The sequence below is a fragment of the Natrinema pellirubrum DSM 15624 genome (assembly GCF_000230735.2).
Taxonomy (GTDB): Archaea; Halobacteriota; Halobacteria; order Halobacteriales; family Natrialbaceae; genus Natrinema; species Natrinema pellirubrum.
The window spans coordinates 144,597-171,456 of record NC_019962.1 but is presented as its reverse complement, the minus strand read 5'-3'; the positions used below and the strand labels follow the sequence as shown (position 1 = coordinate 171,456).

General features: G+C 66.9%; 27 protein-coding genes. 18 read left to right on the top strand and 9 right to left on the bottom strand.

Going from position 1 to position 26,860, the window contains the following annotated elements; all coding sequences use genetic code 11:
* Positions 1 to 11 precede the first annotated feature (11 nt).
* The 5 genes from arcD (at position 12) to ligA (ending at position 5,914) form a co-directional block, all read left to right on the top strand.
* Entirely contained in the window at positions 12 to 1,472 is a 1,461-nt protein-coding gene (gene arcD / locus NATPE_RS00850) for an arginine/ornithine antiporter ArcD (protein WP_006183276.1), read from the top strand.
* 136 nt (positions 1,473 to 1,608) lie between these two features.
* Positions 1,609 to 1,980 carry a 2Fe-2S iron-sulfur cluster-binding protein gene (locus tag NATPE_RS00845; RefSeq protein ID WP_006183275.1) on the top strand — a complete coding sequence of 124 codons (372 nt, stop codon included), beginning with the start codon at positions 1,609 to 1,611 and terminating at the stop codon, positions 1,978 to 1,980.
* Between the two features lie 60 nt (positions 1,981 to 2,040).
* On the top strand, positions 2,041 to 3,441 hold the full coding sequence (locus NATPE_RS00840) for a selenium-binding protein SBP56-related protein (RefSeq protein ID WP_006183274.1): 1,401 nt from the start codon (positions 2,041 to 2,043) through the stop codon (positions 3,439 to 3,441).
* 12 nt (positions 3,442 to 3,453) lie between these two features.
* Positions 3,454 to 3,783: a 2Fe-2S iron-sulfur cluster-binding protein gene (locus NATPE_RS00835; protein ID WP_006183273.1), complete on the top strand. Its 330-nt coding sequence runs from the start codon at positions 3,454 to 3,456 to the stop codon at positions 3,781 to 3,783.
* A 52-nt stretch (positions 3,784 to 3,835) separates the two neighbouring features.
* Entirely contained in the window at positions 3,836 to 5,914 is a 2,079-nt protein-coding gene (ligA, locus tag NATPE_RS00830) for an NAD-dependent DNA ligase LigA (protein ID WP_006183272.1), read from the top strand.
* Between the two features lie 78 nt (positions 5,915 to 5,992).
* Here ligA and NATPE_RS00825 read toward each other — a convergent pair whose 3' ends face one another.
* Entirely contained in the window at positions 5,993 to 6,181 is a 189-nt protein-coding gene (locus NATPE_RS00825) for a hypothetical protein (RefSeq protein WP_015298655.1), read from the bottom strand.
* 418 nt (positions 6,182 to 6,599) lie between these two features.
* Here NATPE_RS00825 and NATPE_RS00820 point away from each other — a divergent pair, with 418 nt between their 5' ends.
* Entirely contained in the window at positions 6,600 to 6,821 is a 222-nt protein-coding gene (locus NATPE_RS00820; protein WP_006183270.1) for a hypothetical protein, read from the top strand.
* Between the two features lie 91 nt (positions 6,822 to 6,912).
* Here the strand turns inward: NATPE_RS00820 and NATPE_RS00815 are convergent, their stop codons facing one another.
* The 4 genes from NATPE_RS00815 to NATPE_RS00800 all read right to left on the bottom strand — a co-directional run bounded on the left by NATPE_RS00815 (position 6,913) and on the right by NATPE_RS00800 (position 10,270).
* Positions 6,913 to 7,887, bottom strand: coding sequence for an ArsA family ATPase (locus tag NATPE_RS00815; RefSeq protein ID WP_006183269.1), 975 nt, complete (start codon positions 7,885 to 7,887; stop codon positions 6,913 to 6,915).
* Positions 7,888 to 7,971: 84 nt separating this feature from the next.
* Positions 7,972 to 8,946, bottom strand: a complete 975-nt coding sequence (locus NATPE_RS00810) for an ABC transporter permease (protein ID WP_006183268.1) — start codon at positions 8,944 to 8,946, stop codon at positions 7,972 to 7,974.
* Complete coding sequence (locus NATPE_RS00805) at positions 8,943 to 9,875, bottom strand: ABC transporter ATP-binding protein (RefSeq protein ID WP_006183267.1); 933 nt, start codon at positions 9,873 to 9,875, stop codon at positions 8,943 to 8,945. The genes NATPE_RS00810 and NATPE_RS00805 overlap by 4 nt, the downstream gene beginning before the upstream one ends.
* A 125-nt stretch (positions 9,876 to 10,000) precedes the next feature.
* A complete protein-coding gene (locus NATPE_RS00800; protein WP_006183266.1) occupies positions 10,001 to 10,270 on the bottom strand; it encodes a hypothetical protein in 270 nt (89 codons plus the stop codon).
* Between the two features lie 120 nt (positions 10,271 to 10,390).
* Here NATPE_RS00800 and NATPE_RS00795 point away from each other — a divergent pair, with 120 nt between their 5' ends.
* The 9 genes from NATPE_RS00795 to NATPE_RS00755 all read left to right on the top strand — a co-directional run bounded on the left by NATPE_RS00795 (position 10,391) and on the right by NATPE_RS00755 (position 18,431).
* Positions 10,391 to 11,047 (top strand): hypothetical protein, encoded by a 657-nt coding sequence (locus NATPE_RS00795; RefSeq protein WP_006183265.1) that lies wholly within the window; start codon positions 10,391 to 10,393, stop codon positions 11,045 to 11,047.
* A gap of 26 nt (positions 11,048 to 11,073) precedes the next feature.
* Entirely contained in the window at positions 11,074 to 12,828 is a 1,755-nt protein-coding gene (locus NATPE_RS00790) for an excinuclease ABC subunit C (RefSeq protein WP_006183263.1), read from the top strand.
* Between the two features lie 80 nt (positions 12,829 to 12,908).
* Positions 12,909 to 13,214 carry an SUI1 family translation initiation factor gene (locus NATPE_RS00785; RefSeq protein WP_006183262.1) on the top strand — a complete coding sequence of 102 codons (306 nt, stop codon included), beginning with the start codon at positions 12,909 to 12,911 and terminating at the stop codon, positions 13,212 to 13,214.
* A 77-nt stretch (positions 13,215 to 13,291) separates the two neighbouring features.
* Complete coding sequence (locus NATPE_RS00780; RefSeq protein ID WP_006183261.1) at positions 13,292 to 13,768, top strand: GNAT family N-acetyltransferase; 477 nt, start codon at positions 13,292 to 13,294, stop codon at positions 13,766 to 13,768.
* A 160-nt stretch (positions 13,769 to 13,928) separates the two neighbouring features.
* Entirely contained in the window at positions 13,929 to 14,411 is a 483-nt protein-coding gene (locus NATPE_RS00775) for a GNAT family N-acetyltransferase (RefSeq protein ID WP_006183260.1), read from the top strand.
* A gap of 98 nt (positions 14,412 to 14,509) precedes the next feature.
* Complete coding sequence (gene nrfD / locus NATPE_RS00770; RefSeq protein WP_006183259.1) at positions 14,510 to 15,841, top strand: NrfD/PsrC family molybdoenzyme membrane anchor subunit; 1,332 nt, start codon at positions 14,510 to 14,512, stop codon at positions 15,839 to 15,841.
* Between the two features lie 214 nt (positions 15,842 to 16,055).
* The gene (locus NATPE_RS00765) at positions 16,056 to 17,282 is read left to right on the top strand and encodes a putative manganese transporter (RefSeq protein WP_006183258.1); all 1,227 of its coding nucleotides are present in this window, start codon (positions 16,056 to 16,058) and stop codon (positions 17,280 to 17,282) included.
* A gap of 103 nt (positions 17,283 to 17,385) precedes the next feature.
* Positions 17,386 to 17,847, top strand: a complete 462-nt coding sequence (locus NATPE_RS00760; protein WP_006183257.1) for a hypothetical protein — start codon at positions 17,386 to 17,388, stop codon at positions 17,845 to 17,847.
* 302 nt (positions 17,848 to 18,149) lie between these two features.
* Positions 18,150 to 18,431 carry a hypothetical protein gene (locus NATPE_RS00755; protein WP_241432784.1) on the top strand — a complete coding sequence of 94 codons (282 nt, stop codon included), beginning with the start codon at positions 18,150 to 18,152 and terminating at the stop codon, positions 18,429 to 18,431.
* Here NATPE_RS00755 and uvrB read toward each other — a convergent pair.
* Complete coding sequence (gene uvrB / locus NATPE_RS00750; RefSeq protein ID WP_015298654.1) at positions 18,428 to 20,485, bottom strand: excinuclease ABC subunit UvrB; 2,058 nt, start codon at positions 20,483 to 20,485, stop codon at positions 18,428 to 18,430. The two genes, NATPE_RS00755 and uvrB, sit on opposite strands and share 4 nt — an antisense overlap.
* A gap of 187 nt (positions 20,486 to 20,672) precedes the next feature.
* Positions 20,673 to 21,407 (bottom strand): DUF4397 domain-containing protein, encoded by a 735-nt coding sequence (locus NATPE_RS00745; protein ID WP_006183254.1) that lies wholly within the window; start codon positions 21,405 to 21,407, stop codon positions 20,673 to 20,675.
* Between the two features lie 282 nt (positions 21,408 to 21,689).
* Here NATPE_RS00745 and NATPE_RS00740 point away from each other — a divergent pair, with 282 nt between their 5' ends.
* Positions 21,690 to 21,959 (top strand): DUF7553 family protein, encoded by a 270-nt coding sequence (locus NATPE_RS00740; RefSeq protein ID WP_006183253.1) that lies wholly within the window; start codon positions 21,690 to 21,692, stop codon positions 21,957 to 21,959.
* 27 nt (positions 21,960 to 21,986) lie between these two features.
* Here NATPE_RS00740 and NATPE_RS00735 read toward each other — a convergent pair whose 3' ends face one another.
* A complete protein-coding gene (locus NATPE_RS00735; protein WP_006183252.1) occupies positions 21,987 to 23,117 on the bottom strand; it encodes an ORC1-type DNA replication protein in 1,131 nt (376 codons plus the stop codon).
* A gap of 123 nt (positions 23,118 to 23,240) precedes the next feature.
* Here NATPE_RS00735 and NATPE_RS00730 point away from each other — a divergent pair, with 123 nt between their 5' ends.
* Entirely contained in the window at positions 23,241 to 23,579 is a 339-nt protein-coding gene (locus tag NATPE_RS00730; RefSeq protein ID WP_006183251.1) for a hypothetical protein, read from the top strand.
* Between the two features lie 48 nt (positions 23,580 to 23,627).
* Here NATPE_RS00730 and NATPE_RS00725 read toward each other — a convergent pair whose 3' ends face one another.
* A complete protein-coding gene (locus tag NATPE_RS00725; RefSeq protein ID WP_006183250.1) occupies positions 23,628 to 25,670 on the bottom strand; it encodes a MutS-related protein in 2,043 nt (680 codons plus the stop codon).
* Between the two features lie 210 nt (positions 25,671 to 25,880).
* Between NATPE_RS00725 and NATPE_RS00720 the strand changes: the two genes are divergently transcribed.
* Positions 25,881 to 26,840: a DUF368 domain-containing protein gene (locus tag NATPE_RS00720; RefSeq protein WP_006183249.1), complete on the top strand. Its 960-nt coding sequence runs from the start codon at positions 25,881 to 25,883 to the stop codon at positions 26,838 to 26,840.
* Positions 26,841 to 26,860: the final 20 nt, after the last annotated feature.

Here is a 26,860-nt window from a genome sequence, read left to right as displayed (position 1 = left end):
GAGACTCGCATATGGGAGTTGACTTCACACCGAAAGCCTACGACGACATTCCCGAGGACGAGCGACCAAGCCTAGGGGAAGCGCTCGTCCCGATCACGGGCATGATACTGTTCCTTTCGATCGGGATGATCTGGCTCGAGATGGACCCACAGATGCCGCTGTTGTGGGGGATCGCCTTCGCGGGGCTACTCGGGCGGTACTACTTCGGCTATTCCTGGGAGCGGCTCTACGATGGCATCAGTCGCAGTATTCTAACCGGACTGCAGGCAATTCTCATCCTGTTCGTCATCTACATGCTCATCTCGTCGTGGATCGATGCCGGAACGATCCCCACGCTCATGTATTACGGACTGGAGTTCCTGTCGCCGGGGATATTCCTCCCCTTTACCGTCGTCCTCTCGGCGGTCGTCGCCTTCGCGATCGGCTCGTCCTGGACGACGGCCGGGACCCTCGGCGTCGCGATGATCGGGATCGGCTCCGGGCTCGGAATCCCGGAGGCGATGACGGCCGGTGCCGTGCTGTCGGGGGCCTACACCGGCGACAAGAACTCCCCGCTCTCCGATACCACGAACCTCGCCGCCGCGGTCACGAACACGGATCTGATGGACCACATTCGGGCGATGCGCCCCGGAACGATGATCGCGTTTACCGTCTCACTGGTCCTGTTCGTCGTGTTGGGACTGAACACGAGCGGGACGATCCCCGTCGATCGCGTCGCCGAGATGCAAGCCGGCCTCGCGAACAGCTACGTCGTCTCTCCGATCACGCTCCTCCCACTGATCGTCACGTTCGCGCTCGCGTTCTACGGGTTACCGGCGCTGCCGTCGCTCGGCGTCGGCATCTTCGCCGGCGTCGGGATCAGTACCACCGTTCAGGGAGCGAGCTTCGCCGCCGCCTGGGAAGCCGTCCACAACGGAACGAGCCCAGAGACCGGCCTCGAACTCACGAACGAACTGCTCGCGAGCGGCGGCCTCTCGGGCTCCGTGTGGGTCATTACGATCATCGTCGCTGCGCTGGCGCTCGGCGGAATCCTGCAGGAGACCGGCGTGCTGGCATCGATCGCGTACCACATCGGCCAGGCCGTCAGTAGCGTCGCCGGGCTGACCGCCGGGACGGCCGCCGGGACGATCGCGATGAACTTCCTCGCCGCGGAACAGTTCATGGCGATCGTCGTTCCCGGGATGACCTTACAGAACCTCTACGACGAGTACGACCTCGAGAGCCAGAACCTCTCGCGGGCGGTCGAAGCCGCCGGGACGACGACGTCGGCGTTCGTTCCCTGGGGATCGGGCGGCGTCTTCATGGCGTCGACGCTCGGCGTGCCGGTCATCGAATACGCGCCGTACTACTTCTTCGGGATCCTCTCGCCGCTGGTCCTCATCGCGATGGGCGTGACCGGCTGGGGAATCGTCTACAAGGAGTCCGCCGAGGCGGAACCGACGGCGGAGACGGCGACGCCGTCCGTCGACTGAGCCGGCTCGTCGCACGGCCGGACCGTCGCGACACCGGTCATCGAACCGGAACCGACTTTTTCTCCTCGGCCCTCGTACCGTCATACAGTGACATGGACGAACTGTACGCACAACGGATGATAGCGGGGACGAACTGATGACCACCCACGAGGTAACCCTCGAGTGGACCGACGGCCGGACGCGGACGCTCGACGTGGCCGAGAGCCAGACGGTCCTCGAGGCGGCCCAGCGGGTCGGCGCGCGACTGCCCTACGACTGCCGGAGCGGGACCTGTATCACCTGCGTCGGCCGACTGCTCGGGCTCGAAGACGGCGAGACGGACACGGAGGAAGGGGCGCGGCCGGACGTGAGAGAGGCCTTCGCGTATCGCCGGCAGCCGCGGGCGCTGACCGACGACGAGCAAGGAGAGGGCTACGTCCTGTTGTGTATTGCCTCGCCGCAGGCCGACTGTCGCATCGAGGTCGGGCCGCGGGTGCGCGCCGAGGTCGGCGACAGCCCCTGGGCGTAGGTCCGTCCGCTCGCGTCATCCCCGACCAGATTTATCTACCCGCTCGTGATCGGGAGTATCATGAGTGACGCTAGCACGCCAGACGACGTCGAACCCGGTCACGACCACGAACACCACCACGAGGGGCCCGGCTACGCGACACCCCAGGCCGCGATCGAGGAGAGCGAGCGGGAACGGTTGGCGTACGTGATGAGCCTCTACGTCGGTACGGACGTCGACGCGCCGGATTTCGTCGCGGTCGTCGACCTCGATCCCGACTCCGAGACCTATTGCGAGATCGTCGACCGGGTCGAGATGCCCGAGCGCGGGGACGAACTCCACCACTTCGGGTGGAACGCCTGCTCGTCGTCCTGTCACGTGGACGAACTCGAGCGGCGACACCTGATCGTCCCCGGCCAGCGCTCCTCGCGGATCCACGTCCTCGACGCCAAAGACCGGCGGAATCCCGAACTCGAGACGGTGATCGAACCCGAGGACGTCTTCGAGTACGACCTCTCGGCACCCCATACCGTCCACTGTATCCCCGACGGGCAGATCCTGATCAGCATGCTCGGCGACGCCGACGGCGAGCTTCCGGGCGGGTTCCTCGAGCTGAACGAGGACTTCGAGATCGACGGGCGGTGGGAGCCGCCGGGCGAGATCGAGATGAACTACGACTACTGGTACCAGCCCCGCCAGAACGTGATGGTCTCGAGCGAGTGGGCCGCACCCAAGACGTACTATCCGGGCTTCGACCTCGAGGACGTCGAGGCGGGTAACTACGGCCGGAAGCTCCACTTCTGGGACTGGGAAGACGGCACCGTCGAGCAGACGATCGACCTCGGTGAGGAGGGGCAGATTCCGCTCGAGGTGCGGTTTCTCCACACGCCCGAATCGACCCACGGGTTCGTCGGGGCCGCGCTCTCGTCGAACATGTTCCACTTCTGGCGTGACGACGACGCGGACGAGTACCGCGCCGAGAAGGTGATCGACTTCGAGAGCCGGGAACACGAGGACTGGGACATGCCCGTGCCGGGGCTGACGACCGATATCCTGATTTCGATGGACGACCGGTACCTGTTCGGTTCGAACTGGCTCCACGGAGAGGTCTGGATGTACGACATCTCGGACCCCTCGAACCCGCGGCGGGCCGACTCGCTGTCGGTCGGGGGTACCTTCGGCGAGATCCAGGAGGTTCAGGGCCGGGAACTCGCCGGCGGCCCGCAGATGCTCCAGCTCTCGCTGGACGGCGAGCGCCTCTACTGGACCACCTCGCTGTTCTCCTCGTGGGACGACCAGTTCTACCCCGAGGAAGCCGAGCGCGGCTCGGTGATGCTGAAAGCCGATGTCGACCCCCGAAGGGGCACCCTCGAACTCGACGAGGACTTCCTCGTCGACTGGGGCGACTGTCCGGCGGGACCAGCCCGCGCCCACGAGATCCGGTGGCCCGACGGCGACTGTACGAGCGACGTCTGGCAGTGAGCGGCCGAACGCATGACGAGCCACGACGTAACCCTCGAGTGGCCCGACGGCCGGACGCGGACGATCGCGGTCCGCGAGGACGAGACGGTCCTCGAGGCCGCCGAACGGGACGACAGCACGCTCCCGTTCGGCTGTCGCACCGGTGCCTGCGGAACCCGTACGGGTCGGCTGCTCGAGGACGGCGACGATGCGCTCACACACCGCCGACAGCCCCGGGTACTGAAGGACCGACACCGGGCGGCCGGCTATGTCTTGCTGTGTCTCGCCTCGCCGCGGGCCGACTGTCGGATCGCGGTCGGCTCGAGCGTCCACAGCGAACTGGTGGACAACCCCTGGAAGTGACGTGGCCGAGACACAGTCGTTAACGGCTGGCGGCGGCTACCTTCGAACAAGAATGCCAGCCGCCGACGAGAACGAAGAGAATCCCTACCTCCGGGAACCGCCGACCGATTTCGCGTCGATCGAGGATCTCTCGGAAGACGAGGCCACCGAGCAGGTCGAACTGCTCCGGGAGGCCGTCCGGGAACACGACCGCCGCTACTACGTCGAGAACGACCCGATCATCAGCGACCGGACCTACGACGCCCTGTTTAGCCGCCTGCGCGACCTCGAGGCGGCGTTCGACCTCGACCATCCCGATAGCCCCACCCGAAGGGTCGGAGGCGAGCCGATCGAGTCGTTCGACACCGTCGAACACGTCGCGCCGATGCTCTCGATCGAGGGCAGCGGCGAGGAAGAAGACATACGCGAGTTCGACGAGCGGGTGCGACGAGAGGTCGGCGACGTCGACTACGTCTGCGAGCCCAAGTTCGACGGCGTCTCGATGGAGGTCGTCTACGAGGACGGCCGCCTCGAGCGCGCTGTGACCCGCGGGGACGGCCGCGAGGGCGACGACGTGACCGAAAACGCGCGCACGATCGGCTCCGTACCGCAGCGGCTCCGCGGCGATTACCCCGAGTTCCTCGCGGTCCGGGGCGAGGTCTATATGCCCAAGGACGCCTTCCAAGCGTACAACCGCGAACGCATCGAGCGCGGCGAGGACCCCTTCGCCAACCCGCGGAACGCCACCGCCGGCACGATCCGCCAGCTCGATCCGACCGTCGTCGCCGAGCGCCCGCTCGCGGTCTTTTACTTCGACGTCCTCGAGGCCAGCGACCTCGCGGACAGCCATCGGGATGAACTCGAGCGGTTCCCCGACTACGGGCTGCGGACCAACGACCGCGTCGAGGTCGTCGGAGACATCGAGGACGCGATCGACTACCGCGACCGGCTGCTCGAGGCTCGCGACGACCTGGACTACGAGATCGACGGCGTCGTGATCAAGGTCGACGACCGCGAGGCCCGCGAAGAGTTGGGGCGAACGGCCCGTCACGACCGCTGGGCCTTCGCCTACAAGTTCCCCGCACGCGCGGAAGTGACGACGATCGCCGACGTGGCGGTCCAGGTCGGCCGGACAGGCCGGCTGACCCCCGTCGCCCTGCTCGAGCCGGTCGATGTCGGCGGCGTCACCGTCTCGCGGGCGAGCCTGCACAACCCCGAGGAGATCGCCGAGAAAAACGTCAATATCGGCGACACGGTTCGCGTCCAGCGGGCCGGCGACGTGATCCCCTACGTCGAGGCAGTCCTCGAGAAGGGCAGCGAGGGCCACTACGAACTGCCCGACCGCTGTCCCGTCTGTGACAGCCCCGTCGAGCGCGACGGCCCCATGGCCTTCTGTACCGGTGGATTGGGCTGTGACGCCCAGCTTCGTCGGTCGATCGAGTACTACGCGGGCGACGACGGCCTCGACCTCGAGGGACTCGGCGAAAAGAGCGTCCGCCAACTGGTCGACGCGGGCCTGCTCGAGTCGGTCGCGGACCTCTACGAACTCGATCGCGAGGCCCTCACCGACCTCGAGGGCTGGGGCGAGCAAAGCGCCGAGAACTTGCTCGCCGAGATCGCGGCCAGCCGCGAGCCGCCGCTCGCCGACTTCGTCTCCGCGCTCGGGATCCCCCTCGTCGGCCCGACGACGGCCCGCGAACTCGCCCGCGAGTTCGGTACCTTCGCGGCCCTCCGCGAGGCCGCGGAAAGCGAGCCCGAACGGCTCGAGGGCGTCGACGACGTGGGCGAGACCGTCGCCGAGACGATCCACGACTTCTTTACGAGCGAGGCCAACGCAGCCGTGGTCGACGCCGTCCTCGATCACGTCTCACCGCAGGAAGTCGACGTCGAAACCGGCGGGGACGAACTCGCGGGGCAGACATTCGTCTTCACCGGTTCGCTCGAGGGCGTGACTAGGGACGAAGCCCAAGCAACGGTCGAGGCCCACGGGGCCAACGCGACCGGCAGCGTCTCGGGGAACACGGACTACCTCGTCGCCGGCGAGAATCCGGGTGCGACGAAGCAGGGCGATGCGCGCGACAACGACGTCCCGATCCTCGAGGAGGGCGAGTTCCGGGACCTGCTCGCGGAGAAGGGGATCGACCTCGAGTGAGCGCCGCCGGTTCGGTGGGCGCTGAACTCGGTGCTGACGGAACCGAGCAAGCGGTCCCTCGAGGCGACGACAGCCGTCTCACTCGCGACGAGCGAGGACCGCGACGACCGCGATCGCGACGGCGACGACGCCGATGACCGTCGGCACGAGTCGACCGTCTCCCCACTCCCAGCCGAGAAACTGCGTGCCGACGATCGCAATGAGCGCGACGGCAACGCCGATCGCTGTGAACAGCGGGGACGAGTTCCGTCCGAGCGAGCGTGCCATGGTCGAATGACGAATCGCCGACATCATAAGTCTGTGGGCGAAAATCGGTACCGCATCGAGCGCTTTCGTGGGGTGGTCCGGATCAGGGTACATCGGCTGACCGGCAGCGGACGCGACCCGCCGAGAGTCCGTAGAGCGATAGTAGCCGCTGAAAGCCATTGTACACCTGATCGCACGACAGGAGCGCGGTTCGGAGCGAGCAACGTGAGCGAGAACCGCGGACAGTGCGATCAGTGTGTGAATCGTTTCAGCGGCTACTATAGAGTGGACCTCGTTTCAGCCTGCTGCGCTCAGAGAGACATGTATTTTAGAGGGGTATTTGTCCAATTGTGAGTCGGTCTTAGTTGTGCTATGCGGAGTAAAGCACCCAGCCACAATCACGGACAAGCATATTGTCACTTACCCACATCGTTCTAATATGGGAAAAACAGGGATTACAAAGCGCCTCCTTCTGTTTGCAGCCGTTCCCGGCATACTTGCACTGCTGCTCGTTCCGTTGGTTACCGGGGTTGTCGAAGGCTGGGTCGATCTCCGATTTACGATTTACATCGCTGTGGGGTCCGCATTGGGTATGGGCCTCTTCATGCTTGGAGTTGCGATACTAGCCCCGGAAACGTTCGAGAATATCTCACTGGTGTGACCCGCGGACACCGGTTTGGTTCAGTCCCTCCAGCGATCGAGATCACTCGAACGACGAGCCCACCAGTGACTGGGTCCGCGACTGATGCACCTCACCGTTCGCTTCGAAGTCTGTCTCCGACCGAAAGCAGCGTCTCGAGGCCCTGCACTTCGCCCTCGCGCTCCGGCAGCGTCACGACCTCGCAGTCGGGAAAGGTCTCTCGAATCTCCGCGACCCGCTCGAGGTGTCGATCATGACGTGACTGACACCGCGAACAGCCGTCCTCGGGGTCCTCGAACACCCGATTGACCACGAGCCGGTCGACCCGCACGTCGGCCTCCCGCAGCGTCGCCACCAGTCGCTCGGACTCGGCGATCGCCATCGATTCCGGCAGTAAGACGACCCGGAACTCGGTGCGCTCGGGATCGGTCAGTAGTTGGCGTGCGCGCTCGAGGCGGGCCCGGAACGACTCGAGGCTCTCCTCGTCGTCGCGGCCGCTCCCGAACATCGACATCGGGCCCAGCACCGCCGTCCGGGCGGCGTCGCCGATCCGTTTGGCCTGTCCCCGGAGGGACTGAGCCGTCTCGAGGACCAGCCCCATCACCTCGGGCGTGTCGAACAGCCGGAGGGTGTGGCCCGTGGGCGCGGTGTCGAAGACGACGACGTCCCAGTCGCCGTCGTCGACGTACTCGACGAGCAGGTCCAGCGCCGCGATCTCGTCGCTACCGGCCGGCGCGCCGCCGGCGAACAGCCGGCCGACTTCCTCGTCGTCGAGCCGGATGCCGGCGCTGCGCAGGTCCGCGGCCAGCGCCCGTGCCAGCCGTTCGTAACGCTCCGTTCGCGCGTCGGGGTCGATCTCGACGGCCCACAGGCTCCCGCTCGCCGCGTCGATCCCCGCCGCGTCGGCCTCGAGTTCGCGGGGCTCGGGACCGAGATCGGTCTCGAGCGAGTCCGACAGCGAGTGGGCAGGGTCGGTCGAGACGACGAGCGTGTCTCGGCCCGCGTCGGCGAGCCGAAGGGCCGTCGCGGCCGCACAGGTCGTCTTCCCGACGCCGCCCTTGCCGCCGTAGAAGATGCAGTCGGTCACGGACGGGGGTATCACGGCGGGTACGATAAATCGCTCTCCCGAACGGGAGCCGACCGAGAGAATGGGACCGCTGCCGTCCGCCGATCAGATGTCGACGCGGTCGAACCGGTAGAGCGCGATCGCGAGCGGGACGACGACCCAGAACAGGAGGATCAGGAACGAGAACCAGTCCTGCAGGAAGATGGGTAACTCGCCGCCGAACATCTCGGCGCTGACCGCGGACTGTTGCTCGAGCGCCTCGACGTCCGTCAGCAGCGTCAGCCCGTTACTGTACGCCTGTCCGGGGTCGAGATTCAGGACGAAGTACGCCCAATCTTCGGGTCGGGTGAGTTCGAAGGTCCGTCCCCCCGACTCAACCGTGTACGTGACGGTATCGAAAAAGAGGATGTCGCGCTCGCCGAGCAGTCTGAAGACCCCCTCCAGACCGTTCCAGACGCCGTAGAACATAAGGAAGACGCTGCCCATCGCGGCTCCGGCGATGGTCGTCGAGCGCGTCAGCGACGAGAGCGCAACGGCGATGCTCATGTAAGCGACGCCGTAGATGATCGACATCACGAGCAGTCCGGCGTAGTCGACGATATCGAAGGCGCCGAGCAACGCGGCGACGACGACGGCGGCGAGGACGAAGCCGACCGTCAGCGACAGCGAGAGGACGGCCGACCGTCCGAGCAGCTTCCCGAGCAGGACGTCCTTTCGGGAGTGGGGCAGCGAGAGGAGGACTTTGATGCTCCCGGACTCGCGCTCGCCCGCGATCGACTTCCAGCCCAGTACCAGCGCGATCAGGGGGACGATGACTTTCGTGATCTGGCTGACGAAGACGACCAGCATGTCGGTCGTCGCTCCCTGCGCTGCGATGTCCTCGCCGAAGTACGAGAGCGCCCCAGTCACGACGACGAGGATCGTGAAGAAGAATACGGACAGCCCCCAGAACAGCCACGAGCGGACGGCGTCCTGGAAGTCCTTCTTCGCGACCGCACGAACGCTCTCTGGATTGATCGAACTCGAGGCCGACCCGCTCGTGCCTGCCGACTTCGCCGGCGTCCCGGTTTCGGAACTCATCGAGCATGCACCTCCGTCCCAGCGTCGGTCGTGTACGACTGGAAGACGTCCTCGAGCGACGCCTCGGTCGTCTCGAAGTCACGGATCTCGATGCCGCGGTCCTCGAGCGCCGAGAGGACGGCCGTCTTCGAGCCGTCGACGGTGACGACGACCGTCGGCGGCTCGCGTCCCTCGACGGTGGCGTCGCTTACGTCGGGCAGCGACCGGACGGCCTGGAGGGCGTCGTCGTCGATCCGGTCGACGGTGACCCGAAGGGTCGTGCCGCCCTCGACGGAGTCGCGCAGTCCCTCGACGGAGTCTTCGGCGACCATCCGGCCGTCGCGCAGGATGCCGACGCGGTCACAGACCGCCTCGACCTGCTCCATGATGTGGCTCGAGAAGAAGACGGTCGCGCCGCGTTCGTTTTCCTCGCGGACGATCTCGCGCATCTCGCGGGCCCCGTTGGGGTCGAGGCCGGTGGAGGGCTCGTCGAGGATGAGCAGATCGGGCTCGCCGACAAGCGCCATCGCGAGCATGAGTCGCTGGGCCATCCCCTTCGAGTAGCCGCCGGCCTTCCGGTCGATCGCGTCGACCAGCCCGACGCGTTCGAGCAGCGTCTCAGGATCCTCGTCGGCGTCTTTCGACTCGATGGCGAACTCGAGGTGTTGGCGGGCGGTCAGGCGGTCGTAGAGTTCGACGCCTTCGGGGAGGACGCCGGTTCGACGCCGGATCTCGCGGCTGTTGTGCTGGGCGTCCATGCCGAGGACGCTGACCTCGCCCGCGGTCGGCCGGGCGAAGTCCAGGATGACGTTGATCGTCGTCGACTTGCCAGCACCGTTGGGACCGAGGAAGCCGAACACCTCGCCCTCTTCGACCTCGAAGGAGAGGTCCTCGAGCGCGAGGGTCTGACCGAAGCGTTTGGTCAGTTCGTCGACTGTGATAGCGGGCATGGCCGTGTGGTCGCAGCGTTTCCCGATAAGGTTTGTGACATCAGGAGTCTGCCCACAAAGGACCATATCGGCCGCGACAGCCGTACTGTACCCTTATTTCCCACGTTTTGGTGGCGGAGAGAGGGTCAGATCGGGTCGTCGGGATCGTATTTGTCCGCGGTCCGGTCGACCTCCGTCGCGTAACGCGTGCGGGTCTCCTCGTCGGGCACCGGCTCGAGTTCGTCCTCAGGGACCTCGGTGGCCGCGGTGACGGTCGCGCCGGTCCGCAGCGCCGTCGAGGAGCGCTGTCGTTGCTGGTAGCGCGAGCCGTCCGGCGTCGCGTAGACGAGCGTGACGAAGTCGCGGTCGCCCAGTTCCCGTTCGACGAGCCAGCACTGTACCGTCGAGTCACTCATACGCATCGGGTTGTCCCCCGACGACCGAGAATGTACCGTGTTCGAGCGGCTCGGAAGGCGCACCCTACTCGCGTGAACGGAGTCCGACGTACTTGGGCCGCGGGCTGGGAGCGGCGACCGATGGCCAGAGCGCAGGGCGATCGGGCCACCGCGTGGACCGAGCGCGTCGAGCAGTTGTGTGACGACGGCGAGCGGATCGACCACCGCGTCGACCTCGAGGCGGCGACGCTCGTCGTCACGAACCGTCGGCTGCTGGCGTTCACTCCCGACCGAGACGGCCGGAACTTCCGCGCCGTCGATCGACCGAACGTCGGCACGGTGACCGTCGAGTCGACCGACCGACTCGCGTGGCTCGTCCTGTCACTCGCCGCGGCGGTCGTCGGCGTTGGCCTGCTGGAGGCGTCGCGGGCGACTCTCGGCGATCTCGTGCCGGTCGGGCTCCCGTCCGCGCCGGCCCTCCCGCCGGTGTCCGACCTCGCTGGAGCCGTCCGCGAGGGCGTCGGGACGGCACTGCTCGTCCTCGAGTGGGGCGCGGTCGCGCTCGCCCTCACCGCGCTGCTCTTTGCGGTCGTTTTCGCTGTGGGCTACGTCCGCTCGCGGTCGCGACGACTGGTGATCCGGGTCAGCGGCGGGGCCGATCTCGCGGTTCCCATCACCGACACAGCGGTCGAGGACGGCGTCGTCGCCGACCTCGAGGCGGCGATCCGACCGGAGCCGGTCGACGGGGGCGGCGGTCGGAGCGAGGGACACGAAGCGGCCGGCGAGGAGTCAGGCTGAAATTCCCTGCCTCCATAGGGCCGCCGATGGAAGCCGATGGGGTTCGCGAGCGCGCCGGATCGTTGCCCCGCGAGCCCGGCGTCTACCAGTTCCGGGACGGGGAGACCACCCTCTACGTCGGGAAAGCCGTCGATCTGCGCGACCGGGTGCGGTCCTACGCCGACCCGCGCAGCGCGCGGATCCGACGGATGGTCGATCGGGCCGACGGCGTCGAGATCGCGGTCACCGACACCGAGACCCAGGCCCTACTGCTCGAGGCGAACCTGATCAAGCGCCACCAGCCCCGCTACAACGTCCGGCTCAAGGACGACAAGTCCTACCCGATGGTCCAGTTGACCGACCACGAGGCCCCGCGGATCGAAATTACCCGTGATCCCAGCGAGTCGGCGACGGTATTCGGGCCCTACACCAGCAAGACGCAGGTCGAGACGGTCGTGAAGGCCCTGCGGGAAACCTACGGAGTGCGGGGGTGTTCGGATCACAAGTACTCGGGTCGGGACCGGCCGTGTCTCGACTACGAGATGGGGCTCTGTACCGCACCCTGCACCCGCGAGATCGATATCGAGAGCTACCGCGAGGACGTCACCGCCATCGAGCGGTTCCTCGAGGGCGAGACCGGGATCCTCGCGGACCCGCTGCGCCGCGAGATGGAGGCCGCCGCCGAGGAGCAGCACTTCGAGCGCGCGGCGAACCTGCGGGACCGACTCGAGACCGTCGCGGCGTTCCACGGCGAGGGCGGCGAGGCCGTCCAGTCGGTCGGCGACGAGCGGGGCGTCGACGTGCTGGGCGTCGCGATCGAGGGCGAGGACGCCACCGTCGCCCGTCTGCGTGCCGAGGACGGCAAGCTGGTCGACCGGGACCGCCACACGCTCGAGGCCCCCGGCTCCGCGGGAAGCGATAGCGCGGTCGGCGAGGGCGTTCCCGCGGTGCTGTCGGCGTTTCTCGTCCAGTACTACGCCGAGCGCGAACTGCCCGATGCCCTTCTCCTACCCGAGCGCCACGGCGACGAGGAAGTCGCGGCGTGGCTCGCAGCCGAGGGCGTCTCGGTCCGAGTGCCGGGCGCGGGCCGGGAGGCCAAGCTAGTCGAACTCGCGCTGAAGAACGCCCGGCGCAACGTGGGTCGGCGCGACGAGTGTGGCATGCTCGCCGACGCCCTCGGGATCGACTCGGCGAGCCGGATCGAGGGGTTCGACGTGAGCCATGCCCAGGGAACGGCGGCAGTCGGCAGTAACGTCACCTTCGCCGACGGCAGCGCCGAGAAGGCCGATTATCGGCGGAAGAAACTCACCGATCAGAACGACGACTACGATAACATGCGGGCCCTGCTCGAGTGGCGCGCGACCCGCGCCGTCGAGGGACGGGACGACCGACCCGATCCCGACCTCCTGCTGATCGACGGCGGCGAGGGCCAGCTCGAGGCGGCCCGCGACGCACTCGCCGAGACGGGCTGGGACGTACCGGCCGTCGCGCTGGCGAAAGCCGAGGAGCGCGTGGTCACGCCCGAGCGGTCGTTCTCGTGGCCCAGCGACGCACCACACCTCCATCTGCTCCAGCGGGTTCGCGACGAGGCTCACCGCTTTGCCGTGCAGTACCACCAGACCGTCCGCGACGAGGTCTCGACGGTGTTAGACGACGTGCAGGGAGTCGGTCCCGAGACGCGCAAACGGTTGCTGGGGCGGTTCGGCAGTGTCGAAAACGTCCGCGAGGCGAGCCTCGAAGACCTTCGCAGCGTCGAGGGGATCGGCGAGAAGACGGCCGAGACGATCAAATCGCGGCTGTAGGCCGGCGCGTCGGCGGTCGCGTCGACCCCGTTGCGAGGGCAAGGACAGGGCTATCCCCCGGCCGGACCCCATGATACCGTATGGCAGGCAACGACGACGACCTCGACGACCTGCTCGACGAACTCGACAGTCAGGGCGACCTCGAGACGTCCCAGCAGGTGCTGTCGATCCGGACGGAGAGCCGCCGGTACGACAAGCCGGTGACGATCGTCGAGGGGTTCGACCTCTCGAAAGCGGAGATCGAATCGACCGCCTCGGACCTGAAGAGCGCGCTGGGAACCGGTGGGACGGTCGCCGACGACGAGGGGCGCATCGAACTCCAGGGCGACCACCGCTCCCGGGTGCCGGAACTGCTTCGCGAGCGGGGGTTCGACGTGCGGGAGTGAAGCCGGCCCGTTTTGGCAATACTCGCCGGCCCAGCCATGTCAGCGAGTTATTTATGTCTCACGTTCGATGATGTGGTATGAACGTTCGATCCGCGACGGAAGACGATTTCGACGCGATCACGGCCGTCGCTCGGGCGACGTGGCACGACACCTACGACGAACTCGACGCCGACACCATCGACGAGACCGTCGACGCATGGTACACCGACGACTCGATGCCGCTCGAGGCACCCGGAACGGTCGTTCTCGTCGCAGAACGTGACGACGAACTCGTCGGCTTCACCCATGCAGTCGCACAGGGCGAGACCGCCGACATCCTCCGGATGTACGTCCACCCCGACCACCAGGGCGAGGGGGTCGGCTCGGCGCTTCACGAGCGGCTGATGGCGACCCTCGAGGAGACCGACGCCGAGGAAGTCCGCTCGTTCGACTTCGCGTTCAACGACGCCAGCCGCCGGTTCTACGAGGGGCTGGGCTTCGAGCAGACCGACGAGGGCGAGGTCGAGATCGACGGCGAGTACTACCCCGAAGCGGTCTACACGCTCGAACTATAGTCGCCGCTGAAACGGTTCACACACTGATCGCAACGCCGTCGTTCGATCAGGTGTGCAATGACTTTCAGCGGCTACTATATAGCCACCCGCCGAGCCGATCGACGAGGGGACCTAACTGAGCGGGTGGAAGGGCTTTGTTACTCGCTATCGTAGTCACGGTATGGAACTCCGACCAGCCACCCGCGAGGACCGATCGGCGATCAGACGCGTCGCCCGGGCGACCTGGCACGACACCTACGACGAACTCGACGCCGACACCATCGACGAGACCATCGACGAGTGGTACGGCGACGAGGCCCTCGAGATGGCGCTGTCGAAACCCGGCACCGCGTTCCTCGTCGCCGAGAAAGACAGAGACATCGTCGGCTTCACCCACGGCGTCGTCAGCGAGGACGAAGGCGATGTCCTCCGCATGTCCGTCCACCCCGACCATCAGAGCGAGGGGATCGGCACCGCGCTCTACGAGCGGCTGCGCGAGGACCTCCAGGACTTCAACATGGAGCGGATGCGGGCGATCGACCTCGCCTCGAACGAGGGCGGCCGCGAGTTCTACGAGGATCACGGGTTCGAGCCCACCGGCGAAGACGACGTCGAGATCGGCGGCAAGCAGCGACGCGAAGTCGTCTACACGCTCGAGCTGTGATCACACCGCTTGGCCGGTGAGACCGCGATGATCGACAGTGTCCTTGCAAATTCATAGCACGGATGCAAGTGGGCCGCTAGTGAGAGATAGTGTCGCACATGGGAACGAAAACGCCGAGCGAGGCCGACATTCTGCGGCCGATCGGGTCGGTATCGACAACGTACTTCATTATGGTCGCCGTCGCCGGGCTGGCGTTTCTCGCCTTTCTCGTCGGATGGGGCTACCAGCTCCAGGAAGGGTTGGTCGTCACTGCCCTCGGTGACTGGGGAAGCGGCGGCGGCGCCACGTGGGGGATCTACATCGGCGCGTTCATCTGGTGGGTCGGCATCGCCCACGGCGGGATCATCCTCTCGGCTGCCGTCCGCCTGTTGGGGATGGATCGGTACATGCCGGTCGCCCGCCTCGCCGAACTGCTGACCATCGCCGGCCTCTCCGCGGCCGGCTTTTACATCATCGTCCACCTCGGTCGGCCGGACCGAATGGTTACGAGCGTCATCGGCCACTACCACATCACGATCCACGGCTCGCCGCTGGTGTGGGACGTGACCGTCATCACGGCCTATTTCGTGTTGACGGCGACCTATCTCTCGCTGACGCTGCGGTACGACGTCAGCCGGCTCCGTGATGACCTTCCGGATCGCCTGGATCCGATCTACCGGTTCATGACGATCGGCTACACCGAAAAAGAGGACGCGATCGTCGAGCGGATGGTCTGGTGGCTCGCGCTCGCGATCATCATCATGGCCCCACTGCTCCTCCATGGCGGCGTGATCCCGTGGCTGTTCGCCGTGTTGCCGAACTATCCGACCTGGTTCGGCGGCGTCCAGGGGCCGCAGTTCCTTACCATCGCACTTACGTCGGCCATCAGCGGCGTCATTATCCTCGCCTATTCGTTCCGACGCGCGTACGACTGGGATCACATCATTACCGACGACATCTTCCGTGGACTGCTCCTCTGGCTCGGCTTCTTCTGTCTGCTCTTCCTGTGGCTGCAACTCCAGCAGAACATTACCGGCCTGTTCCAGGCCCCCCTCGACCTGACGATCGCAGCGTTCGCCAGAGCCACGAACTCCATCTACCTCACGTCGATGTCGCTGGTCTTCGTGACGCTGTCGTATATCTTCGCCCAGGCGATTCGCCCGACGCTGTTTACCAAGCGACGAGCTATCCTCTCCGGCTTCGCGGTCCTCACTGCGACGATCATGGAGAAAGTGCTGTTCGTCGTCGAGGGCTTCTTACACCCCACGTTCGACATCTACGGGGCCGTCCCGGGCAATTACGTCCCGGGACTGATCGAGGTCCTGTCGATCCTCGGGACGATCGGCATGGTTGCGCTTATCTTCCTGACCGTCTCTAAGGTCGTCCCCGTCGTCGAACTCCACGCGATCGAACACCTCCGGGACGACCACCATCGGGACGACCGCGAATAGCGACGACGCCGTCGGGATCGGGGCCGTCTCGACTCCGTTTCTCGCCCGCTCCGTTTTCGACCGCCACCGTTCATCCTCCCGCGCAGCGGCTGCCTCGAGCCGCCGTCACAGCCCGACTGTCGCCACCAGCAGCTATTTACCTGATGGTGCTAAACCTAGGTTTAGAGATGTCTAATCTTTCGGTCGATCGGCCCCACAGCAGGGGTGAGGTCGCGTGAACGATGTCCTGACGGTTCTCCTCGAGTCGTTGCGGGACGGCTACGTACAGGTGAGTGCGTTCGTCGCGGTCACGGTACTCGCGTTCGGATTGGTCCAGTACTGGACCGACGGGGCCGTGATCGGTGCTATCGAAGGTAACGAGCGGCTACAGGTCGCCTTCGGCGGGCTGCTGGGACTGACGCCTGGCTGTGGCGGCGCGATCGTCGTGATGCCGCTGTACGTTCGTGGCACCGTCAGCTTCGGGACCGTCGTGGCGACGCTGGGCGCGACGGCGGGCGACTCGGCCTTTGTCATCCTCGCGCTCGCACCCGAAGCCGCGCTGTACACCTACGCCATCGCGTTCGCCGCGTCGGTCGCGACCGGCTACCTCGTCGACTCCGTCGGGCTGGGCGTCTCGCGGGTCGACGCCGCGGTCGCCCGGCTCTCACCCGCCGCGACGCCGGACGGCGGCACCGTCGTCAACGGCGGCGTCGGTCCTAACCCGGCCCACGACTACGGCGGTCCCGCCCCGACCCACGCCCACGAGAGCGGTCCCGATCGCCACTCTCGAGTCCTCACGCCGCTGTCCCATCTCGCACACGTCCTGTGGTGGATCGCAGCCGTCGTGGGACTCGTGCTGGGCAGCCTCTACCTGCTTCGGGGCGGCCCCGAGGTCGCGCTCGTCGCTGGGCTCGGCTTCGACGGACTCTTTACCGTCACCGGGATCGCCGGTGCGGTCCTGTCGCTGTACCTCTACCTGATCGGCCGCCACTACGTCGGCGAGGGGGAGATCGCGCGGGCTCGAGACTCCTTCCTGTCGGTCTATGATACGCTTACCCACGCGGCGATGGAGACGAGTTTCGTCACCGTCTGGGTGCTGGTGGCCTTCCTCGTCTACGAGTACTTCGTCCTCTTCAGCGGGGTCAACGTCGCGACGCTCGCGGCGACGGCCGGTATCCTCGCGCCGATCGGCGGCGCGGCAGTCGGGCTGATCCCCGGCTGTGGCCCGCAGATCCTGCTGGCCAGCGTCTACGCCGAGGGCGGACTCCCCTTCTCGGCGCTGACCGCGAACGCGATCGCCCAGGACGGCGACGCCCTGTTCCCGCTGCTGGCCGTCGACGCCAAAGCAGCCATCGTCGCCACGATCTACAACTTCCTGCCGGCGGTCGTCGTCGGCGTCGCGCTCCACCTGCTGTGGGGGCCGGTCTTCGGGATGGCGGAGTTCGGGTTCGGCGTGCTGTGAGTTTCCTGCGATCAGAGACGCCGATCTACTCCGTGTCCCAATCGACTGATTGTTGCCTTCTCTCGTCGGAAATTATTTGCTGACGGTCGCTCATACGACGGGTATGCACCGCCGCGCCCTCCTCCGTCACACTGCGAGTACAGCGGGCATCGTCGGGCTCGCCGGGTGCGCCCTGCCGTCGACGAACACCGGACTCGAGCGGAGCGACCGCGCGACGCTCGAGCGCATCGTCCTCGAGACCGAGACGGGCCAAGCGGAGCAGATGGCGTTGACCCTCGTCTATGCGCCCCGAGACGACTCGACGAGCCGTCCAGTCTGGGGGGAGTACACCGTTCCGGCGTCCGGCGAGGCACTGACGGTGAGCGATTTCGACGGCGCGCCGGGCGTCTACAGTTTGACCGCTCGGTCCGTTACCCACGACGATAGCGACGTGGTGTCGTTCAATTCCTACGGCGACGCCGTCGGGGACGGACCCCACCAGTTCGAAGTCGTGATCACGCGGTCGGGGGACGTCTGGACGAACCTGAACGAGGCCGGCGAACCAATCTCGGTACCCGGTCAGTAGGCGTTTACTGGCAGTATTTGTCGCTCGAGAGCGCTCTGTGTCGGAGAACGTGACGATCAGGTTCGTCGATGACGAACGGCGGCACTCGAAGCACCACAGTACTTTCCACACGTTTAGCAGTAGTTATAAGTTATAGAGTGGCAACATTCAACCGGAAGCCCGTCTCCGAACGCACGACCGGTTGGGGGCGGCCGTCGAAACGCCCCGGGTGGAACCAGCACCCGAGACTGGCTTCCAAGCCGGAAGGCTTCGAAAGCCATGATTGCGTACATTCTAGCGGGATATAAACGTCCCGAACGACGGTGGAATCAACCCCAACGACCAGCGACAGCGCCCGATCGCGGGGATCGGCTCCGCTCCCCGCGGAGGGACCGATGAGCGACGAGCCCGACTCGAGGCCGGTCCGCTCCGAACCGGTCGACGATCCGGACGACGAGTGGGCGGTCCCCGACTGCCCCCGCTGCGGTCGCCCCGTCTGGGTCGTGACCGTCACCGGCCCCGGCGTCGGCACCGCCTCGCCCTGTGGCTGTCCCGTGGTGCCTAGTAGTCTCGAGCGGGAGAACGGCACGGAATCGAAGCGCTAGAACTCCTCGGTCGGCGGCGCGATCCCCTCGTCCTCGTCGCCTGCGAGGTCGAACTCCTCGCGAACCTCGCGGATCCGATCCCGGATGTCCGCGGCCAGTTCGAACTCGAGGTTGTTCGCGGCCTCCTGCATCTGGGTCTCGAGTTCCTCGAGATAGCGGGCGGCGTCGTCCTCGTCCTCGAGTTCGCGGACGGAGACCTCGGTGGTGTCGGTCTTGGCGCCGGGGAGGTTGGTCTCGCCGATCTCCTTCTCGATGGTCGTCGGCTCGAGGCCGTGGTCCTCGTTGTACTGCTGTTGAATGCGGCGGCGGCGCTGGGTTTCCTCGATGGCCGACTCCATGGCATTGGAGGGCTCGTCCGCGTAGAGGACGACCTCACCGTTGACGTTGCGGGCCGCCCGGCCCATCGTCTGGACGAGCGTGGTTTCGGAGCGCAGGAACCCCTCCTGATCGGCGTCCAGAATGGCTACCAGCGAGACCTCGGGGATGTCCAGTCCCTCCCGCAGGAGGTTGATGCCCACGAGAACGTCGATCTCGCCCAGCCGGAGCGAACGGATGATCTCGTGGCGCTCCAAGGTGTCCGTCTCGTCGTGCATGTAGGCGACGTCGACGCCGGCCTCCTCCAAGTACTCAGTCAGATCCTCGGCCATCCGCTTTGTGAGCGTCGTCACGAGGGTCCGCTCGCCGCGGTCGATGCGGTCGTCGATGCGGTCCAACAGGTCGTCGACCTGCCCCGTCGCGTCCGCGACCTCGATCGCGGGGTCGACCAGATGAGTGGGTCGGACGATCTGTTCGACGATCTGCTCGCTTTCCTCGCGCTCGTAGTCGGCCGGCGTCGCCGAGACGTACAGCGTCTGGTCGGTCTTGTCCTCGAACTCCTCGAAGGTCAGCGGGCGGTTGTCGTAGGCCGTCGGGAGCCGAAAGCCGTTCTCGACCAGCGAGTCCTTGCGGGACTTGTCGCCCTCGTACTGGCCCTTGATCTGGGGCAGCGTCTGGTGGGACTCGTCGACGACCGTCAGGAAGTCGTCGGGGAAGTAGTCGAGCAGGGTGTAGGGCGCTTCGCCCGACCGGCGGTCCGAGAGATAGACCGAGTAGTTCTCGATCCCCGAGCAGTAGCCCGTCTCGGCCATCATCTCGAGGTCGAACGTCGTGCGCTCCTCGATGCGCTGGGCGGCGATCATATCGCCCTGGCGCTCGAAGTACGAGATCCGGTCGTCGAGATCGTCGCGGATCTCGTCCATCGCCCGCTCGAGTTTCGTCTCCGGAATGGAGTAGTGTTCCGCGGGGTGGACCAGCACCGCCTGCTGGTCGCCCTGCGTCTTGCCCTCGAGGGGGTCGACCTTGACCATGCGGTCGATCTCGTCGCCCCACAACTCGACCCGCACCGCATAGCGGCCGTACATCGGGTAGATCTCGATGGTGTCGCCCCGGACCCGGAAGGTGCCCTGCGTGAAGTCGACGTCGTTGCGCTCGTAGTTCAGATCCACGAGCTGGGCGAGTAGCTCGTCACGGCCGATCTCCTGGCCGACCTCGAGGCGCAGGGACATGTCGATGTAGTTGCGCGGGTCACCGAGGCCGTAGATCGCGGAGACGGAGGCGACGACGATGACGTCCTCCCGCGTCAACAGCGAGCGGGTCGCGGAGTGGCGCAGCCGGTCGATCTCGTCGTTGATCGAGGCGTCCTTGTCGATGTAGGTGTCGCTCTGCTCGACGTAGGCTTCGGGCTGGTAGTAGTCGTAGTAGGAGACGAAGTACTCGACGGCGTTCTCGGGAAAGAGGTTGCGGAACTCCTCGTAGAGCTGGGCCGCCAGCGTCTTGTTGTGGGCGATCACCAGCGTCGGTTTCTGGATCTCCTCGACGACCCACGAGACGGTGTTTGTCTTCCCGGAGCCGGTCACGCCCAGCAGGGTCTGTTTGTCCATCCCCTCCCGGAAACCCGCGGCCAACTGCTCGATCGCTTCGGGCTGGTCGCCCGCGGGCTCGAACGGCGCGTCGACCGAGAACGGCCGGTCGACGTCGGGACGGTCCGGCTGGAGGGGTCCTTGTGCGTCGCTCATTAGCGGGATCAGGGGCTCGAGCCACTTGACCCGCTCGCATGTCGCGTCGGGTCGGCCGGGGGTCGTGGCGACCGCGGCAACCGCCGGAGCCGTCGGTCGGCTTCCAGCACCCAGTTGGTCGACCGGCCCGCCGGTTTCGATGGTGCGCCACCGCTGAAACGACCGTGCCGTTCGTGGCGCGCTCCCGTTAGTGGGACGTGTCCATCCCGTCGTCCCCGTCGGCGTCGGCCATCGGCCCGTCGACCGTCGGCTCGACGGCGAACATGGGATCGTCCGCGGTCGGCGGCTCGAGGTAGCCGATCGCGTAGGCGGTGTAGGCGGTGCCCCGCTCGAGGGTCACGTCGAAGGAGGCGACGGCCGCCTCGCCGCCGGCCGGTCGGACCGAGACGGTGCGTGCCCCGGCCGGCACCGGGACGTAATCGGTCGCGTCGGTAAACGCGACGTCCTCGAAGACCGGCTCGCCGTCGGCGTAGACGTCAACGGCCGGCGCGTCCGGCGACGCGTGAACGAGTCGGACGAGCGCCGAACCGGCGTCGACCAGCACCGCCGGCTGGAAGGTGTCGGCCTCGAGTTCGCCGATCGCGGCGACGGTGTAGAACGCGGCGCCGAACGTCACGTCGCCCTCGAACGCGACCGTCTCCGGATCGCCCGCGGCCGTGATCATCACCGTGTAGGTACCCGGTTTGACCTCGAGATAGGGTGAGACGTCGCCGTAGGCCACGTCCGCGAGGACGCGGTCGCCCGCGACGTAGACGTCGACGTTCGGTGCGTCCGGCGAGAAGTGTGCGACCCGGACGGCCGCTCCCTGCGTGCCCGTCGAGCCGTCGCCGTCGGATTTCCCGTCGACCGATCGTTCGTCGGCGGCGTGGTCGCCCACGGCGAGGACGGAGCCGCTCGCCGTGAGTCCGCCCGCGATGCCCATCGTTTTCAGGGCCGTTCGTCGTGATACTGGCATGATGCAACCGGATCCGGGGACTGGGACCGAAAAAAGCCCGCAGTCAGTATCACGAGTAGTATCGCCGTTTCCACGGGACGACCCGCGCGTATCTGGCCCCTGTCGTCGGTAGGGCCCTCGTATTCGAGACACGACAGTCCGTAGCGGACGGCTACAGCACTCGCAGTCTCACCTCGACTGGCGCTCGTTCGCCCCCACGTGGCGACTGCCCGCCCAACCGTTATGGCTCGAGTCGCCGTCGGTCCGCCCATGACGGAGCAACTCCAGCACGCCCGAGACGCCCTCGAGGCGGCCGCGAAGTCGGCCGATAGCGACGACGTCCGCGAGGACATCCGCGAGACGACCGACGCGTTCGCCGACTACGCGATGAGCGACACGAAACCCGACCACGCCGTCCTCGACGAGCGGCTCAACGCCCTCCGGCAGGCCCGCAAGCGGGCCGACGGCGACACGGAGGCGAAGCTCGAGTCGGCAATCGAGGCGGCCGAGGACTACCGCAGGACCATCGACCAGGTCTGAGCTGGCGGTATCGACCGCGGACAGGTGCTACTCGAGTCGCTCCAGTACCGCGTCTTTCTCGTAGGACAGCGAGAGCGACCGGGAGCGGCCCCGCCCCTCGACGTCGGCGTAGTCCGCGTCGATCAGCCCGAGCTGGTCGAGCTTGTTGACGATCTCGGAGTAGCGCGTGTAGCCCAGATCGGTCCGCTCGTGGAAGGCCTCGTAGACCGCGCCGGCCTGCTCGCCGTCGTTGTGGGCGATGACCTCGAGCAGGGCCCGCTCGGTGTCGGTCAGCCCCGACAGCGACCGCGAGAGGTTGATGTATTTGGACTTCTCGTAGGCCGTCTCGACGTCCTCACGCTCGACGGTACGGCTGGCCCGCATCTCGGCGTTGAGTCCGGCCCGGCGCAGCAGGTCGATCCCGACCCGCAGATCGCCGCTCTCGGCGGTAAGTTCGGCGACGTACTCGAGGGTATCACGGTCGATGACGCCCTCGTGGAAGCCCCGTGTGACACGTTCCGCGAGGATGTCGACGATCTCCGGCTGGTCGTAGACCGGGAAGTAGACGTCCTCCGGGCGGAAGACGCTCTGGACCCGCGAGTCGAGTTCGTCGATCACGTCGAGTGCGGGATCGGAGGAGACGACGACGACGCCGATCTTCGCGCCGGGGTACTCCTCGTGGGCGCGCAACAGCGAATAGAGCGTATCGCTCGCCTCGTTCTCGTAGAAGAGGTAGTTGACGTCGTCCAAGGCGACGACGAGGACCTTGTCCTCCTCGACGAGTTTCTCGGCGATCTGGCCGAACAGCTTCTTAAAGGAGATGCCGGAGGAGGGCGGTTCGTAGTCGAAGGTGCCCTCGAAGAGCCGCGAGAACACGGAGTAGCGGGTCGCGTTGACCTGACAGTTGACCCGGATCGTCCGCACGTCGCTCGTCTGGGCCCCGACCTCGTCGAACAGCTTCTGGATCGCCGTCGTCTTGCCCGTCCCGGGCGGGCCGCGGACGACGACGTTCAGCGGGCGCGACCCCCGCACCGCCGGGCGCAAGGCATAGGTCAGACTCTCGGTCTGGCCCTCGCGGTGCTTGAACGTCTCGGGGACGTAGTCGATCTCGAAGACGTGTTCGTCCCTGAACACGGATTCGTCCCACGACAACATCCCCTCTTCGGGGTCGTCTCCCATCACTTTCACCCTGCTTCCGCAGCGTCTTAAGGGTTGGTGACCGGCTCACACGCTCGCTCGATACCAATCATGCCTCTATGTAACAATACACAATTGTTAATATTCACTATATGGATGGGTATCATGGATATGATCGGACCGGACCCACCCGAGGCGATCCCCGACTTCCTGCTCGAGCAGTTCGCGGACTGCTCACCCGAGACCCTACGGGGAATCGGCGAGTACGCCCGCTCGGAGACGTACATCGCGCCCGACGGGATGCCCGACTCGGTGAAGGAGGCATTCGCACTCCAGGACGACGAGACGATCGCCGCCGTCGCCGCCTACGTCGACGACCTCGCCGAGTTCCTCGAGATGAACGACGCCGAGTCGCTCGCGGCGCTGACCGACGACGGGGATGACGGCGAGAAGTGGGGGCACAAGAACATCCTCGAGTGGCACGGCGGGAGCCCACAGAAGTAGGATGAGTCGGGAGACCGACTGCTCACGTCGCCGGTTCGGCCCGCTTTACTAGTCGAACTTCTCGAGCAAGCGATCGTAGAAGACCGGCTCGGGGTCGCCGTCGTTCGGAGCGCCGCCGTTCGCTGCGACCGCCTCGTCCCGGGCCTCGTCGGCCAACTTCTCGACGATCAACTCCGGCGTCGACCGCGCCAGGTGGTCTTTGACCGGCGAGCGGTTGACCTCGAGTTCGCCGTCGACGAGACCGACCGCCTCGATGCCGTCGACGGTCACGTCGAAGCCGGCCATCTCGCGGATCTCGCCCGCCAGATGGGAGACGAACACCGCGGTCGCGCCGTTTTCCGACAGTGCCTCGAGGATGCCCGCGATGATCTTCGCCGAGGCGCCGGGCTCGGTGATGCTCTCGAGTTCGTCGACCAGCACCAGCGACCCCTCGCCGCCCTGTGCGAGGTCGGCGAACTCCCGGACCGTCGCCTCGAAGGCCCCTGCGTCCAGCGTCCCCTGTGTCTTGGCGTGGTAGTGTAAGTCGTCGAACCGCCGCAGGCGCACGCTCTCGGCGGGCACCGGCAGCCCCATGTGGGCCAGCACGACGACGCTTGCCACCAGATCCAGCGTCGACGTCTTCCCCCCGCTGTTGACACCCGACAGCAAGGCGACACCCGAGACCGCGTAGTCGACGGGATCGATCGCCTCGAGGGGTTCGTCGAGCAGCGGCGACCGGCCGCCCTCGATCGCGAAGCCGGTCCCCCTCGCCTCGGCCGCTGGGACGAACTCGGGCATCGTACACCCGAAATCCCGTGCGAAGCGGGCGATCGCCAGCTCTACGTCCAGCTCGAGGGCGTCCCGGACCAGTTGGCGGGCCCCCTCGCGCTGGTCGGCGAGGTCGGCAGCGAGCTCGCGTTTCAGGCGGCCGGCACGGCGTTCCTTGGCCGCAGTCAGCTCCTCGCGAAGCCGGCCGATCGCGTCCTCGTCGCGCTCGACGGGAAACGTGGGCTCGTCGCCGAACGCGCGGCGGGCGATCTCGCTCTCGCCCTGATCGAGATCAAGCGCGTCCACGAGGTGATCGCGGGCGGCCTCGACGGCCGCGGCGTACTCGTCGGCCAGCTCCCGCGAGAGCAAGGAGTCGACGCCGGCCCCGCGCTCGACCAGCGAGAGCAGGTCCGAGCCCTCGATCGTGACGTCCTGCTCACGGATCGCCTCCCGGAGGCGGTCGTTGGCGACGCTCTCGGCCGCGCTCGCCGCCGCGTCCAGATCGTCGACCGCCGTCGTCAGGCGGTCGAGTTCGTCGTCGCCCGCGACCGTGCCGTCCTCGGCCAGCCGCGAGAGGCCGTTCTCCAAGGCCGAAAGATCACAGGCCGCGTCCATGTCGGCGGCCCGGTGGACCGCGACGGCGGCTCCCAACCGATCGCGGTTCCGCGCGAAGAACGCGAGGGGACGCTCGGGAACGACTTCGGCCGGGTTCTCGAGGGCGTCGGGTCGGACCTGCACGTCGCCCTCGACGGTGACGCCGGCGAAGGACTCGTCGAGGGCGATCACCGTCGAGTACCCCCGCGCGAGTTCGGCTAGCCCCTGTGCGTCCTCGACGACCTCGACGGAGAGTTCCGGGATCGCCTCGCGGGCTTCGGAGTAGCGCTCGGCGTCGGTCGTCGCCAGACACCGCTCGCGGACCCGCACGTCGCCCGGCTCCCGGAGCGGCTCGAGCCCCTCGAGGGCCTCGAGGACGGCTGGATCGGGCTCGCGCTCGAGGGCCTCGGCCGCGAACGCCCGCACCTCCTCGATGCGCGAGCGCGTCGGACTCGGGTAGATCGTCTCGAGGCGCTGGGCGGCGTAGTCGGTCACGGTACGCTCCTCGAGCAACGCGAGGACCTCGCGGTAGATCTCCCGGGCGCGGTCGGTCGCGAGGAACCCGCCAGGGTCGTCGTGATCGCGACGGATCGCCCCCCGCGCGATGCGGGCGGCCCGCCCCTGTGAAATCCCCGGCGCGGCCGCGATCGCGGCCACGTCGCCGGCCCGCAGCGCGCGCTCGGGATCGTCGAGTTCGGCCAGCGCTCGGGCCGTCTTCTCGCCGACGCCCGGAATCGACTCGAGGTCCATAGTCTCGACCGGCGTATCAAACCGGAGCGAGAAAAAGTTCCCGCCCACGTCGGCAGGCGCACGATCAGGCTCGCGTGTCGCCCCCGCGACACACGGGCTGACAGCGTTGTCGACCATTTATACGAGTGGACGGGAACCTACCGGATATGCAGTCGAACCGGCGATCGCGACCGACCTCCACCACAGGACCGGAACGACGGAACCGAACCCATGGAGTATGACCGATCCGAGGCCGTCGGCGACCGCTTCGAGTTGCTTCGGACCTACGGCTACGGGCTCTGTATGGGGACCGCCGACGCCCTGCCGGGCGTCTCGGGCGGCACCGTCGCGCTCCTGCTGGGCTTTTACGGCCGGTTGATCGCCGCCGTCACCGCGTTCACGCCGGGCCGGGCGCTCGCCGTCCTGCGGGGCTACCACCCCGATCGCCGGGCCCGGGCGCGGGAGGCACTCCTCGAGTTGGACCTCGACTTCCTGCTCCCGTTGGGCGTCGGGATGGTCACCGCGGTCGTCCTCATCGCCGATCTCGTCTCGTCGCTGGCCGAATCCCATCCGGTCGCGATCTTCGGCTTTTTCACCGGGCTGATCGCCGCCTCGGCGATCACGCTCGGGCGCAGCCTCGAGTTCGCCTCGCCGGCCCACGTCGCCGCGGCGCTCGCGGGGACGACGCTGGCCTTGCTGGTCGCCGCCGACGTCGTCCAGCTGCCCGGGAGCGGCCCTGCAGTGATCCTCGTCGCCGGCGCGGTCGCGATCAGCGCGATGATCCTCCCCGGCGTCTCCGGCTCGCTCATCCTGATCTTACTGGGCCAGTACGTCTACCTCTCGAGCGAGTTGAGCGCGTTCGTCCGTGCCGCACTGGACCTGCTCGGCGGCGGCTCGCTCTCGGCCGTCGTCGATCCGGGAACGACCGTCGCACTGTTCGTCACCGGCGGCGTCGTCGGCCTCGTCACGATCGCCCGCATCGTCCGCGCCGCGCTAACGCGCAATCGCGGCGTGACGCTGCTCTTCCTGATCGGTCTCATCGCCGGCTCCGTCCCCGCACCCCTGCACAACATCGGAGAAACCACCGCCTGGACGACCGAGACGATCGCGCTGACCGCGGCGTGGGCCGCCGTCGGCGCGATCGCGTTGTTCGCGCTCGAGCGACTCGTCGGCGGCTTCGATCCGGAGTAGGCCGGATTCTCCGTTCAGTC